Origin of the sequence: Streptomyces sp. NPDC014894 (assembly GCF_043080985.1) — a bacterium.
Taxonomy (GTDB): domain Bacteria; phylum Actinomycetota; class Actinomycetes; order Streptomycetales; family Streptomycetaceae; genus Streptomyces.
Window position 1 is genome coordinate 114,553 of sequence record NZ_JBIBWD010000014.1, and the last position, 12,588, is coordinate 127,140.

The following is a 12,588-nucleotide window of genomic DNA, read 5'->3' on the forward strand; positions in this document are numbered from 1 at the left end:
CAGTCTCCCCGGTCACCGGCGCGCACCGAACGGGGGCCGGACGATCAGGATCGGGTCAGGGGTATCGGCTCCTGGAGCACCGGCGGCAGCAGCGGCGTGCGCAAACGAACCAGGCTCTCGCGCCAGGCCCCCGCGTCGTCGGTCTCGTCCCACAGCTCCATCAGCTCGGAGGGCTCGGCGACCACACGGTCGAGCACCTGTACGGCGAGTGCCCGCAGGTCGTCGGGGAGCCGTGGAACGGGCTGCGCCGGACCGTACGCCGTGGTCACCGGCTCCCCCTGTGGACACTGCCCGGCGACCAGGGCCGCCGCGGCGATCGCCACCACCGCGATGTCCTGGTCCAGATCGCCGCGGTCGTCGAGCGCGCGGACGAGGGCGTCCCGCACCATGGCCCCGCGCTCCCCCTCGGGCGCCTGGTCGAGATGGCCCCCGAAGTCGGCGGCGGTGTCGTTGTCGAAGGGCCCGACGTCCCACGTACCCATGTCTCTCTCCTCACCAGAGTGATGTTCGGTCATCGTGACAGCCGCCACTGACAATCGCCGGTCCCGCCCCCGCTCGGCCGCCGTCCCGCCCCGCGCGACCGCCGGTCCCGCGCCCCGCCGGGACGCCGCGCGCGACCGTACGCGCCCACGCGGCCCGGCACGGCCCCCGGCACCGTGCCGGGCGTTCGCCCGCCGCTCCCGGCTCCGCCGGCGCATTGTCAGTGGCGGCTGAGACTCTGTCGTACATGGACGAACAGATCTTGCGGGGCCGCGTCTACGGAGCGGACCACGACGATCCCGATCCGGGCCCCCGGCCCGGCCACCTCTACGCGGAGCTGGTGGGCGGCCCGCTCGACGGGCTCCTGCTCGACATCACCGGCCTGAGCGCCGCACAGCTCGCCGAGGGCGCGGCCCTCAGCACCGAGATAGGGCGGTACGGGCCGGGCGGCCGCGCCCGCTACGGTCCGCGGCCCGGCGACCCGAAGAAGTGGAACTGGGAGGGGGACACCCGCTGACCCCGCCCGTCCGCGGCCGGAATGCCTGCCGTCCGCCGGATCGCCCGCCGGCCGCCGGGCGGTGGGGCGTGCTCCCGGAGGCGCGTATATCGCGTTGTGGGGGCCGGTCCGCCGCCATAGGGTCACCGGCATGTCTCTCCGTCTCCGTATGCGTCACGCACTGCCGGACGCGATGCGCGCCCGTGACAAGGCCGCGGTGAGCGCCCTGCGCTCGACCCTCGCCGCACTGGACAACGCCGAGGCCGTGCCCATGGACGGAACGGAGCCCCGGGGCCTGGCCCTTGAACAGCTGCCCGTCGGCGCGGGCGCGACCGATGTGGCACGGCGTGAGCTGAGCGAGAGCGCCGTGACGGACATCGTGCGCGCCGAGGCCGCCGAGCGACTGGAGGCCGCGGAGCGCTTGACCGAGCCCGCGCACGCCGACCGGGCGGCACGGCTGCGCGCGGAGGCCGCCGTACTGCTCCGCTTCCTCGACGAACCCGGGGCCGCGCGGTAGCGGGCGCGTCGCGCCGACCTCGGAGCGACCGCGACGAGCCCTTCGGGAAGCCGCTGGAAGGCCCTACTCCGCGTCGCGGACGAGGAGCGCGATCCGCACCCGGTTGGTCAGCCCGAGCTTGGTGAGCGAGCGGCTGATGTGCGCCTTGACGGTGGTCTCGCTCATGCCCAGCTCGCGGGCGATCTCCGCGTTGGCCAGCCCCCGGGCCACCTCGCGGACGGTGTCCCGCTCCCGGGCGGTGAGGGCCGCCAGCCGTTCCCGGGCGGCGCGCGCCTCCGGGCCCCGGCGGTCGGCGTAGCCGTCGATCACCCGCTTGGCGACCGTGGGGGAGAGGACGGCGCCGCCGCCCGCCGCCGTACGGACGGCGGCGATCAGATCGCGGGGCGCGGTGTCCTTCACCAGGAAGCCGACGGCCTTGGCGCGCAGGGCGGCGTCGATGTACTCGTCGTGGTCGAAGGTGGTCAGCATGACCACCTTCGGCGGGTCCGGACGCCGGTGGATCTCCCTGAGCGCGGCCACCCCGTCCATACGGGGCATCTGAACGTCCATCAGCACCACATGCGGCCGCCGGCCCGCGACGGCGGCGACGGCCTCCGCCCCGTTCTCCGCCTCGGCGACCACCTCGATGTCGTCCGCCGCCTCCACGATCATGCGCAGTCCGGCCCGTACCAGGGCCTCGTCGTCGGCGATGAGCACACGGATCATGTCGGCAGCCTCGCGGTGAGACCGAATCCGCCGTCCGCCGAAGGCCCGGCGGTGAACTCGCCGCCCAGCACCTCGACCCGCTCCCGCAGCGCGAGGAGCCCGAGGCCGCTGCCGGCCGGCTCCGGCGGACGCTCACGCGGCGCGGCGTTGCGGACGGTGACCTCCAGCGCGGAGGGGAGATGCCGCACGGCCACCTCCGTGGCGACCACCCCCGCGTGCTTGTGAATATTGGTCAGGGCCTCCTGCACCACCCGGTAGGCCGTGTGCTCCACCACCACCGACAGCTCGGCCGCCGTGCCCTCGTCCCGCCGCCGCACCGGAACGCCGACCGATCTGGACTGGTCGAGCAGCTGGTCCAGATCCGCCAGCGACGGCTGGGGCCCGAACGGCTCCCCGTCCGCGCGGCGGAGGACTCCGAGCACGGCCCGCAGCTGTGTCAGGGCCTCCTTGCCCGTGGTGCGAATCAGCTCCGCCTCCGCCGCGGTGCGCTCGTCCACCGCGTTGATCTCCAGAGCGCCCGCGCGCAGGACCATCAGCGACACCCGGTGCGCCACCACGTCGTGCATGTCCCGGGCGATCCGGGCGCGTTCCTCCAGCCGCGCCCGCGCCGCCGATTCGGTCCGCTCCCGCTCCAGCCGCTCGGCCCGCTCGCGCAGCCCGGCCACCGCCTCCGCACGCGCGCTCGTCCACAGCCCGGCCGCCAGCGGGAGCCAGACGAACAGGGCCGCCCCGCCGATCGCGGAGGCCGGCTCGACGCCGGGGCCGGGCACGGCCGCCGCCAGCGGCAGGGCGGCCGGCAGGGTCGCGACCGCCGCGAGGATCACGCGGTGATGGGGACGCCGGTAGTGGGTCGCCGCCGCGTACACGCCCACGGAGAGCAGGAGCCCGGGTCCGCGGACCGCCGAGTCCACCGCCACGATCAGCGACAGCGGCCACCGGGACCCCCGCCGTCGCAGCAGCCACACTCCCGCGGCGGCGGCCGATCCGGCGGCCGCCGCCTGGACGGACACGGGCGCCGTGCCAGGACCGACGAGGCCCGGCATCGCGCCGGGCAGGGCCGCCGGGACGAAGGCCGCGCAGAGGACGGCGACGAGCAGGGCGAGGGACTCCAGTCGCTGACGCAGGGGCTGGGCGCTCACCCGATCAGCGTATCCGGCCGCGTCCGGACCGGGTCACCAGCTCAGCCCGCGCAGCGGCCGGCGGTCGGCGGCGGGGAAGCGCCCGATGCGCAGCTCGGGGACGGCGTCGCGCAGCACCGCGATGCCCAGGGGCGCGAACACGGCACAGAGCGCGGCGCTCGACAGCACACCGTCGACGAGATGGCTGGCCTTGAGCACACCGACCCACAGCGTCCCCGCCCCGAGGAACAGCAGACAGCGCCCCAGGCCGAACGTACCGGACCGGAAGGCTCCGACGGCCAGGAGCGCCATCCCCGCGTACTGGCAGGCGGCGGCGGTCACCGGGATCCGCCACGGGCCGTACGAGATGTCCGTGTACGCGGCCGTCACCGTCGCGCCGGCCCGGTCGAGGCCGTACGCCTCGGCCAGTTGGAAGGCCGTGTGGTCCACACCCGCGAAGTACAGGCGGGCGAACAGACTCAGGACGACGAGCGTGCCGCCCCAGAGCGCGAGCCCCGGGCATCGCGCGGAGACGATCCGCGCGAAGGTGACGAAGGCGGGCCACAGCAGCAGGGCCCCCGCCGCGAAGCACGCGTACCCGGCCGTCATCAGTGCCGGACTCTCCAGATAGGCGTCCAGCTGCGACGGAGCGGCGAACGGCTCTCGCTCGTACTCCTCCAACCGCTGCCGGCTCAGCGCGGTCCGCGTCGCCAGATGTCGCAGAAGAAGCCCGGCGGACCATGCGACCGGTCCGACGACGAGGGACACGCCCCCGATCCACCGGCCGGGAAACCACGCGTTGCCGTGGACGAGCGCGGGCGTCCGCCATCGGCCGCCCGGTCGGGCGGCCCTGTCAGTTCGTGTCATGCCCCGCAGGCTGGTTCACGGGCGGCGCGATCACATCCGCCGATCGATACGGCCGGTGTCTCTTTCGGAGGAGAGCCCCTCCGCGCCGTTCGTGAGGGGGCGGTGGGTCGCAGCCCGTCTCGGACCACCGGTCCCGGGCCTGGACGCTGTACGAACCGCGCCCGGAGCCGGCCGGGCGACGCACGCCCGACTCCTCCAGAAGGACGGCGCCGACGAATCGCCCCGAGCCTTCTGTAACAACCTTTGAGCCGTGTCGTGAAAGGTCGCGTCCCTGGTGATGTTCTCCGCTCGGGGCGGGGAGGTCTGGGAGGATGCCGCGCGCCGCGACGAGTTCCGCGACGAGTCTCGCGGCGGTGAGAGGTCAGAGGTCGGCGGTCGTCGTGTCGAAGCGTGTTCCCGAGGAGGATCTGTCATGCGCAGCGTGACCTACTCGATGGGTGTGTCCCTCGACGGCTACATCGTCGGTCCGGACGGCGGCTTCGACTGGACGGATCCCGACGACGAGGTCTTCCGCTTCGTCACCGACGAGATCCGGGGGATCGGCGTCCATCTGCTGGGGCGGCGGCTGTACGAGACGATGCTGTACTGGGAGACGGCCGACCAGGATCCGTCGCTCGACGATTCGATGCTGGAGTGGGCCGCGCTCTGGAACCCGCTCCCGAAGGTGGTGTTCTCCACCACGCTCTCGACGGTGGTGGGCCATGCCCGGCCGGCCTCCGGCGGTCTGGCGGAGGAGATCGAGCGGTTGCGGGCCGAGCCGGGGGAGGGCGACATCGCGATCGGCGGCGCGGCGCTCGCCGCCGAGGCGGCCGCGCTGGATCTGATCGACGAGTACCGGGCCAGGGTCTGCCCGGTGCTGGTCGGCGGCGGCATCCCGTTCTTCCCCCGCCGCGAACGCCGGGTGGCTCTCGAACTCGTCGAGACCCGCGCCTTCGGCTCAGGAGTCGTCTACCTCCGCCACCGCGTGGTGCGCGGGACGTAGCCCGGGCGCCGAGTGGACCGCCGGGGAAGGTGACATAGGGGCTGCCCGGGAAGGTGACATGTGGACCGCCCGGGGAGGGCGCCGCGTCGGCCTCTCGGCACAGCATCGGGAGGCAGCCGGGCCGTTAGGCCCTTGGGCTGTCAGAACGCGCGCTATTCGCCCGCCGCCCGTCTCGACGGCGATGCCGTACGCGCGGAGGACATTCTCACGACCGCCTTCGCCCAAGGCCGCAATGAAGCTGAAACAAGCTGGACCGCCGTCCATTGGATCACGCGTGCGACACTGGCCCGATGGCCGATGAAACCGCTGCTCCGGACGTCTGGCGCAGACGTACCGACTCCTCCGACCTGAGCGAACCCCGGGTGCTCGTCAGAGTGTTCATGGAGCCGGGGAATCTTGATTCCGGCATTGCGTTCTACGAACGCCTGCAAAATGTCACCGCCGACGCCCGTTTCGCATTCCCCGCGAAGAATCTCCGCCTGGCGATGGTCGGCGCTTTTCTTCTCATCGAGGGCGACCGCGACGATCTGCGGCCTTTCCTGAGCACCACGGGGACTTTGCTCGTCGACGATGTGCGCCCGTATTACGACCGGCTCGTCGCCGAGGGCGCGGAGATCGTCTTTCCGCTCCAGGAGGTGCCGACCGGAGCCGGGTTCAACGCCCGCCACCCGGACGGCACGGTGGTGGAGTACGTCCATCACCGGCCGACCCCGGACGGCCGCTGACCGTCCCGGCCGACCCCGGACGGTCACTGACCGTCCCGGCCGGCACGGGGGCACTCGGACCGTCCTCGCCCGTCCGGCGGCTCGTCCGGCACCGGGGCGAGGCGTACCGCCGAACGATCACCCGACGTCCGCCACCAGAAGCCGGTAGCCGACGTCGAGCGCTTCCCGGTCGAGCAGGTCCGCGTGACGTTCGTGCCACAGACCGGAGGACAGATCGTCCGCCAGCCGGGCCAGGCCCGGACGCAGGATCTCCTCGTCGGTCAGGGCGAGCATGGAGATGCCGGCCCGCACCCGCGGATCGAGGTAGGCCTCGGGGCGGCGCCAGAACGCGGCGCTGAATCCGTCGGAGCAGTCGTGCGGGATCGGGACCGTCTCCACGCGGGCCCCTCCGAGCAGCGCGGTCAGCCGTTCGACCGGCACGGCGCGAGTGTCGTCGAACGCGGCCGCCTCCGGCAGATACTCGTCCAGCAGCCAGAATCGGCGGAGGACTGTCTGGTCCCAGGTGAAGACGACGACGCGCTGCCGGGCGATCCGCAGCAGTTCCCCGACACCCGCTTCGAGGTCGTCCCAGTGATGCACGGTCAGGAGGGCCATCACCGCGTCGGCCGAGTCGTCGGCGAGGGGGATCGACTCGGCGGACGCTTCCACGGCCGGCGCGAACCCGGCCGGGCGCTGGGCGATCATCACCGAGCTGGGTTCGACCGCCAGCACCGTCTGCGGCGGTTCGTACGAGCCGGCGCCGGCTCCCACATTGATCACCGAGCCCGCGTCCCCCAGCGCCTCGCCGATCGCGTCGGCGATCCGGGGATCCGGCCGGCGCGTGTAACTGTAAGTCGTGCCAATGCTGTTGTAAGCCGTCACACGGCACAGTATGCCCCTTCCTGTGAACATCCCCCGCCTCGGCGATCACCGCATCCGCGAGTTCCGGCCCATTCCCACAAGGCCGGAACGGCGTCGTCGCGACATCTCGCACCGCGCCCGACAGGGTGACCGTGAGCACCGCGCCGGACTGTCGAAAATCCGCGGAACCGGTGCGGGGCCGTGGGTTGTCCGTAGCTACCGAGAACGTTCGACCGCGATCGTTCAGATCGGCGTCCCCGCTCCGCGCCCTGCCGTGGCAGACCGGGCCGCTCGATCCCCGTCCCCACGAATCACGGAATCGCCTGTGTTATTACGCTACACGGATTGCACATTCGGCTATCGCGCCCGTACCTCCGTCCTGGACTCGCTCACTCTGGAGTTCCCTTCCGGCCACACGGTGCTGCTCGGGCCGAACGGCGCGGGAAAGTCCACGCTGCTCTCGCTCGGGGCCTCCGCCCGGACTCCCCGGACCGGCCGGGTCACCTGGGGCTCGCTGGACAGCGCCCGATCGCGCGACCGGGGCGAGTACCGCCGCCGGATCGGCTGGCTGCCGCAGCGGATCGAACCGGTGCCCGGTCTCACCGTCCGGGAGCAGGCCGCGTACGCGGGCTGGCTCAAAGGGCTGTCGAAGCGCCGGGCGTGGGACGGGGCGGCCCAGGCACTGGACCGGGTCCGGCTGACCGAACTGGCCGACCGGCGAAGCCATCAGCTGTCGGGCGGACAGCTGCGCCGCCTCGGCATCGCCCAGGCGCTGGTCCACCGCGCGGAACTCATCCTGCTGGACGAGCCGACGGCCGGACTCGACCCCGTACAGCGCGGTGTCTTCCGCGAGTTGGTGAGCGAGCTGTCCGGGACGACCCGGATGATCGTCTCCACCCACCAGACCGAGGACCTGGCGGACGTGTACGAGGCGGTGGTGGTCCTCGACCGGGGCGCGCCCGCCTTCCAGGGCACGATCGGCGACTTTCTTTCGCTCGCCCCGGCCGCCCCGGCCGAGCGGCGCGCGGAGACCGCGTATCGCGGCCTGGTCCGAGGGGAGGTGTGAACGGCGATGCGCCTCGCGACTCTTCTGCGCTCCGGGTCCGCCGTCTGGGCGGCGGTACCGCTCCTCGGCGGGCTGCTGTTCTTCAGCACCGGCAATACGGGCGGAACCATCGAGTACTGGGAATCGGTGACCGCGCGGTCCACCGGGCTGCTCGGAGTCGTCAGCGCCGTCTGCGGCGCCGGCGCGGCCTGGGAGGCGGCACGGCTCAAACAGGGTGCCGTGAGCACCTGGGCGCCGTCCCGGGGCCCGCTCCGGATCGCCGCCGAGCAGCTCGCCCCCGTGGCGCTGCTGGGCCTGGCGGGTGTGCTGACCTCTCTGGCGGTCTTCTCCGACACCGCTCTCCTCGACATCCCGGGCCGGCCGAACACGACGGTGCTCGCCGTCGCGTACGCGGTGGTCCTCTCCCATATCGCGCTGGGACATCTGCTGGGAGGAGTGCTGCCCCGGCTGCTGAGTCCGGCGCTGATGCTCGTCCTCGGCTACTTCTGGGGCTTCTGGCCCGCCGCCACGGCCGAACCCGCGTGGCTGCGCCACCTCAACGGCCAGGGCATCGGCGACTGCTGCCGCCTGGACCAGGTCCCGGCGCCGCGCAGCCTGGGCGCGACCGCCCTGTTCTCGGCCACCGTGATCACGGCTGCGCTGATCCTGATCGCGACACGAGAGGGGAAGGTACGTCTCGTGCTGCCCGTGGCGGTCGCGGTCGCCGGAGTCGCCGCGGCGATCGCCGTCGCGTCCCCGCTCGGCCCGGACGGGGAACAGGGCCGCGACCGGTCGCTCCTGCGCTGTGGCGGCAGCGCCCCACAGGTCTGCCTCTGGCCCGAACAGTACGAGCACGAGGACGATTTCGTCCGCTGGTCGAAAGAGGCCGGCGACAAGCTCCGAAAGGCCGGCCTCACCCCGGTCGAACGCGTGGAGTTCAGTCGGCGGGTCCCGGACCGGGAGACCGTCCTGATCGTGACGGCCACCAGCCTCCTCCCGTCGGGGCCGCCCGCCTGCGCGCTTGAGCCCGGCGCGACCTACCCCGGCTCGGAAGCCACCTCGGCCCTCGATGCGTGGCTCGCCCAGGTCGCGGGCGTCGAACCCGCCGCGTCGAGCGGGTCGGACGAGGCCGTCCGACTGGCCCAGAAGGTACGGGCGATGCCGACCGAGGCGCAGAAGGCATGGTTCCAGCACAACCTGCGCTCCGTACGGGACTGCTCGCAGAAGCCGGAGCTGTCGCCCTCCTCGTACACCCGCGCGGCGAAGGCCGGCTCATGATCTGGTGGCTGCGCGCCCACGCCGCCGTCGCCTGCGCGGCGGCGCTCGTGGCCTGTCTGGTGGTCGCGCCGATGCTCGCCACCTCCGGCATTCCCACGCTCGCGCTGTTCGGCGGGGCGAGGGGGAGCATTCCCATACCCCTCGTCCTGCCGGTGCTGCCCGTCTGCGTACTGCTGTACGGGATGAGCCGTGCACCGCGTACGACGGATGTCACCGCCGTGCGGAACATGCCGCGTCTGCGGGCGGCGGCTCTGGCGCTCGCCGGCGCCGCGACCGTGGTGATCGCCCTGCTGGAGGCCGCTGTCATCGACTTCCCCCTGGGCTTCGCCGTGGCCCGCAACGTCCTGGGGTATCTGGGCCTGGGGCTGCTCGTCCGGCGGTGGACGGAACCGCGGTACGGGCCCGTCGCCGTCGCCGCCGTACCCGTCCTGTGCGGTCTGGTCGGGCTCGGCCCCGGCGGAATCCCCTACTTCTGGATGTGGCCCGCGCATCCCGGCGGCTCCCTGCTCGCCGCCACGGCCGCGCTCGCCCTGTTCGGGGCCGGCCTGGCCGCCGAGGCCGCCCACCGGAAGTGACACCCGGCCGCGGTGTGATCACGTGATCGGCGCTGGCCCTCGCTTCCCGCTCTCCGCCACACTGGGGCCATGAAACATGGGGGATACACCGGGCTTTGGGGAGCGCTGGTCCTCGCCCTGCTCGCCACGGGCTGCGCGAACGGCTCCGACGACGGGGACCGCACGAGCGACAAGGCCGTCATCGAGGTCGACCGGCCCACCGCGCTCGCCGACGAGCCGGTACGAATCAAGATCACCGGGCTGCACGCGGGAGAGCGGATCACCGTCACCTCGAAGGCGGACGACCACGAAGGCAACGCCTGGGCGGGCAAGGCCGTCTTCACCGCGGACCGGCGCGGCACGGTGGACCTCGCCCAGGACCGGCCCGATTCGGGGACGTACCGGTCCGCCGACGGCATGGGCCTCTTCTGGTCGATGAACCCCGTGAACGGCGACGACCCGAACGCCTCGACCTTCCATGCCACGAGCCCGGACCGGGAACGCTCCTACCCCGTCCGGATCGCGGTGGAGTCGGACGGCCGCGCCATCGCGGAACGCGAACTCACCCGCACCTGGATGCGCGAGGGCGTCCGCTCCCGGGCGCTGGTCTTCTCCCGGGACAAGGTCATCGGCCGGCTCCTCACCCCGGCGAAGGGCGCTCCGCGCCGCGCGCCGGTGCTGCTCTTCGGCGGTTCCGAGGGCGGCGCCGCCCCCGCGACCGACGCCGCGCTCCTCGCCTCCCGGGGCCATCCGACACTGCTGCTCTGCTACTTCGACTGCCGGTCCTCGGACACCCCCGCCATCCTCAAGAACGTCCCGCTGGAGTACTTCGCCACCGCGGCCCGGCTGCTGGCCCGGGAGCCCGGAGTCGACGCCGGCCGGATGGTCGCGATGGGGACCTCCCGGGGCACCGAGCCCGCCCAACTGCTCGCCCAGCACTACCCGGACCTGATCCGCGACGCGGTGGTGTACGCCCCGACCGACGAGGTGGTCGGCGCGTTCCCGGAGAAGGGCGCCGCCTGGACCCTCGGCGGCGAGCCCGTCCCCGAGGGACCCATCCCGTACGACCGGATGCGCGGAGCGGTGCTCGCGATCGCCGGGGGCCAGGACACCCTGTGGCAGGCCCGTGACTACGCCGAGTCCATCGCCGCCCGCCGGGGCACCCGGGAGCCCCACCGCGCCCTGGTCCACCCCGAGGCCGGTCATCTGGTGGGCTCCTACCCCCACGTCCCTACGGGGATCAGCATCGTCCACCCCCTCACCGGCGACGTCACCCCCATGGGCGGCTCCCGTCCCGCCGACGCCCGCGCCCGCGCCGCCTCCTGGCCCCAGGTGCTCGACTTCCTCGGGCGCTGACCCCCGGTCCACGGGGCAGCGGCCCGCCCCGCTGGAGGAAGGCCGCCGGGAGCGGCGGTGAACGTCCGCGCGGCCGGGCCGGGGAGACTGCCGTCGTGAGCGAGAACCAGAGGAGTAGTACGACGGCCGGGACGGGTCTGACCGGCCCCGAGTGGGAGGAGCACCGGCCCGCCGTCTTCGGTGTGGCGTACCGGCTGCTGGGCAGCGTGGCGGACGCCGAGGACGTGGCCCAGGACGTCTGGCTGCGCACGGTGCGGACCGCATGGGAGGAGATCGCGGACCGGAGGGCCTGGCTGGTGACGGTCGCGGCACGCCGCTCGTACGACATCCTCAGATCGGCTCGGGTGCGCCGCGAGGAGTATGTGGGCCCCTGGCTGCCCGAGCCGCTGCTGACCGGGCCGGACGCCGCCGGGCCGGTGCTGGTCGACGAGTCCGTCGGGACGGCCATGATGCTGGTGATGGAGGAGTTGAAGCCGCCGGAACGCGTCGCCTTCGTGCTGCGGGACGTGTTCGGCCTGGAGACGGCGCGGATCGCGGAAGTGCTCGACCGCTCGCCCGCCGCCACCCGTCAGCTCGCCTCCCGGGCCCGGCGCAGGATCGCCGCCGCCGCGGCGGGCGACGCCGTCTCCACCGGTCCGCGCGCCGAGCGGGAACGAGTGCTGCTGGCCTTCCGCGCGGCGTACGAGGCGGGCGATCTGGACGGGCTCGTGCGGCTGCTCGATCCGGACGCGGTCTACCTCACCGACGGGGGCGGCGAGGTGATCGCGGCCCGGAAGCCGATCGTGGGTGGTCGGCGCGTCGCGGAGGTGCTGCTGCGCGTGGGCCGCAGATGGCGGCTGGACAGCCTGGAGCCGGTGGAGATCGGGGGCGAGCCCGCGCTGCTGTGCCGCCGCCGGGGCGCTGTGCACTCCGTCGACACGATACGGCTGCGGGGCGGCCGGATCGACGCGTACTGGCGGCAGGTGGCCCCCTCGAAACTCGCGCACATCTGAGACCCGAAGCTGTCACACCGGGGTGGGCTGTCTCGTCTCCCTGGCGAGAACGCACGGTGTCGGGCGAGGGCGCGGCGCCGTGGCAAGCCGATCGAACGAGGAGTGTTGATGGCACGGATGGATCTCGGAGCCACGGCCCCGGAACCGTACAGGGCGATCCGCCAGGCGGACGCCGCGATCCGGAAGGGTCCGCTGGACGAGACGGTGCGCGAGCTGGTGAAGATCAGGGTCTCGCAGCTCAACGGCTGCGTGTACTGCGTGGACCTGCATACGCGCGAGACGCGGGGGCTGGGCGAGAGCCAGGACCGGCTGGACCAGCTGCCGGTCTGGGAGGAGTCGGAGCTGTTCGACGCGAGGGAGCGGGCCGCTCTCGCCTACGCCGACGCGGTCACCCGCGGGGTTCGGGTGGCGGACGGTTTGTGGCGGGAGCTGTGCGAGCGTTTTCCGGACGAGGCCGAGCGCGGCCATCTGGTCGCCCAGACGGCGCTGATCAACGCGCTCAACAGGGTGGGCGTACCGCTGGAGATGAAGCCCGCCGCACGGTCGGGCGGCTGAGGCCGGCGCGGGGGCGGGCCGGGAGCGTGTGACGGCCCGGTCCGCCCGCACCGTGCGCGGCTCCGCGCCCGCCCGGGT

The 12,588-nt window shown here is 73.2% G+C and carries 15 protein-coding genes; 10 read left to right on the forward strand and 5 right to left on the reverse strand.

Annotation, left to right across the window (positions count from 1 at the left end):
- Positions 1–44 precede the first annotated feature (44 nt).
- Positions 45–482, reverse strand: a complete 438-nt coding sequence (locus ACF089_RS28705; protein WP_392032554.1) for a DUF4259 domain-containing protein — start codon at positions 480–482, stop codon at positions 45–47.
- A gap of 245 nt (positions 483–727) precedes the next feature.
- Between ACF089_RS28705 and ACF089_RS28710 the strand changes: the two genes are divergently transcribed.
- Both ACF089_RS28710 and ACF089_RS28715 read left to right on the forward strand, forming a co-directional pair.
- On the forward strand, positions 728–997 hold the full coding sequence (locus ACF089_RS28710) for a hypothetical protein (RefSeq protein WP_392032557.1): 270 nt from the start codon (positions 728–730) through the stop codon (positions 995–997).
- Between the two features lie 172 nt (positions 998–1,169).
- Complete coding sequence (locus ACF089_RS28715) at positions 1,170–1,493, forward strand: hypothetical protein (RefSeq protein ID WP_392032771.1); 324 nt, start codon at positions 1,170–1,172, stop codon at positions 1,491–1,493.
- Between the two features lie 63 nt (positions 1,494–1,556).
- Here the strand turns inward: ACF089_RS28715 and ACF089_RS28720 are convergent, their stop codons facing one another.
- Genes ACF089_RS28720 through ACF089_RS28730 form a run of 3 tightly spaced genes read right to left on the reverse strand, consistent with a single transcriptional unit; the run spans position 1,557 to position 4,183 of the window.
- Positions 1,557–2,198, reverse strand: a complete 642-nt coding sequence (locus ACF089_RS28720) for a response regulator (protein ID WP_392032560.1) — start codon at positions 2,196–2,198, stop codon at positions 1,557–1,559.
- Positions 2,195–3,337 carry a sensor histidine kinase gene (locus ACF089_RS28725; RefSeq protein ID WP_392032563.1) on the reverse strand — a complete coding sequence of 381 codons (1,143 nt, stop codon included), beginning with the start codon at positions 3,335–3,337 and terminating at the stop codon, positions 2,195–2,197. Before ACF089_RS28725 ends, ACF089_RS28720 begins: the two co-directional genes overlap by 4 nt.
- A 33-nt stretch (positions 3,338–3,370) precedes the next feature.
- Positions 3,371–4,183 carry a hypothetical protein gene (locus tag ACF089_RS28730; RefSeq protein WP_392032566.1) on the reverse strand — a complete coding sequence of 271 codons (813 nt, stop codon included), beginning with the start codon at positions 4,181–4,183 and terminating at the stop codon, positions 3,371–3,373.
- A 412-nt stretch (positions 4,184–4,595) separates the two neighbouring features.
- On the opposite strand from ACF089_RS28730, the gene ACF089_RS28735 reads away from it, so the two are divergent.
- Positions 4,596–5,165 (forward strand): dihydrofolate reductase family protein, encoded by a 570-nt coding sequence (locus tag ACF089_RS28735; RefSeq protein ID WP_392032569.1) that lies wholly within the window; start codon positions 4,596–4,598, stop codon positions 5,163–5,165.
- 290 nt (positions 5,166–5,455) lie between these two features.
- Complete coding sequence (locus ACF089_RS28740) at positions 5,456–5,890, forward strand: VOC family protein (RefSeq protein ID WP_392032572.1); 435 nt, start codon at positions 5,456–5,458, stop codon at positions 5,888–5,890.
- Between the two features lie 117 nt (positions 5,891–6,007).
- Here ACF089_RS28740 and ACF089_RS28745 read toward each other — a convergent pair whose 3' ends face one another.
- Positions 6,008–6,751 (reverse strand): class I SAM-dependent methyltransferase, encoded by a 744-nt coding sequence (locus ACF089_RS28745; RefSeq protein ID WP_392032575.1) that lies wholly within the window; start codon positions 6,749–6,751, stop codon positions 6,008–6,010.
- A gap of 304 nt (positions 6,752–7,055) precedes the next feature.
- Here ACF089_RS28745 and ACF089_RS28750 point away from each other — a divergent pair, with 304 nt between their 5' ends.
- The 6 genes from ACF089_RS28750 (at position 7,056) to ACF089_RS28775 (ending at position 12,510) form a co-directional block, all read left to right on the forward strand.
- Entirely contained in the window at positions 7,056–7,796 is a 741-nt protein-coding gene (locus tag ACF089_RS28750) for an ATP-binding cassette domain-containing protein (protein WP_392032578.1), read from the forward strand.
- 6 nt (positions 7,797–7,802) lie between these two features.
- Positions 7,803–9,053 (forward strand): hypothetical protein, encoded by a 1,251-nt coding sequence (locus ACF089_RS28755; protein ID WP_392032581.1) that lies wholly within the window; start codon positions 7,803–7,805, stop codon positions 9,051–9,053.
- On the forward strand, positions 9,050–9,628 hold the full coding sequence (locus ACF089_RS28760) for a hypothetical protein (protein ID WP_392032585.1): 579 nt from the start codon (positions 9,050–9,052) through the stop codon (positions 9,626–9,628). The genes ACF089_RS28755 and ACF089_RS28760 overlap by 4 nt, the downstream gene beginning before the upstream one ends.
- A gap of 69 nt (positions 9,629–9,697) precedes the next feature.
- Positions 9,698–10,963: an acyl-CoA thioesterase/bile acid-CoA:amino acid N-acyltransferase family protein gene (locus ACF089_RS28765; protein WP_392032588.1), complete on the forward strand. Its 1,266-nt coding sequence runs from the start codon at positions 9,698–9,700 to the stop codon at positions 10,961–10,963.
- A gap of 95 nt (positions 10,964–11,058) precedes the next feature.
- Positions 11,059–11,955 carry an RNA polymerase sigma factor SigJ gene (gene sigJ / locus ACF089_RS28770; RefSeq protein WP_392032591.1) on the forward strand — a complete coding sequence of 299 codons (897 nt, stop codon included), beginning with the start codon at positions 11,059–11,061 and terminating at the stop codon, positions 11,953–11,955.
- Positions 11,956–12,063: 108 nt separating this feature from the next.
- A complete protein-coding gene (locus tag ACF089_RS28775; protein ID WP_392032594.1) occupies positions 12,064–12,510 on the forward strand; it encodes a carboxymuconolactone decarboxylase family protein in 447 nt (148 codons plus the stop codon).
- Positions 12,511–12,588 lie beyond the last annotated feature (78 nt).